This window comes from Citrobacter sp. CK189, assembly GCF_030333505.1.
GTDB lineage: Bacteria > Pseudomonadota > Gammaproteobacteria > Enterobacterales > Enterobacteriaceae > Citrobacter_B > Citrobacter_B koseri.
Map to the genome: position 1 here is coordinate 1 of NZ_JAOWFV010000026.1, position 210 is coordinate 210.

General features: G+C 52.4%; 1 rRNA gene. It reads left to right on the plus strand.

The features are described 5' to 3' along the window. Positions 1-209, plus strand: a 23S ribosomal RNA gene (locus OGV83_RS00720); the annotation flags it as partial. Position 210: the final 1 nt, after the last annotated feature.

Genomic DNA, 210 nt, shown 5'->3' on the forward strand with positions numbered 1-210 from the left:
ATATTCCTGTACTTGGTGTTACTGCGAAGGGGGGACGGAGAAGGCTATGTCGGCCGGGCGACGGTTGTCCCGGTTTAAGCATGTAGGCGGAGGTTCCAGGTAAATCCGGTACCTTATTAAACGCTGAGGTGTGATGACGAGGCACTACGGTGCTGAAGTGACAAATGCCCTGCTTCCAGGAAAAGCCTCTAAGCATCAGGTAACACGAAA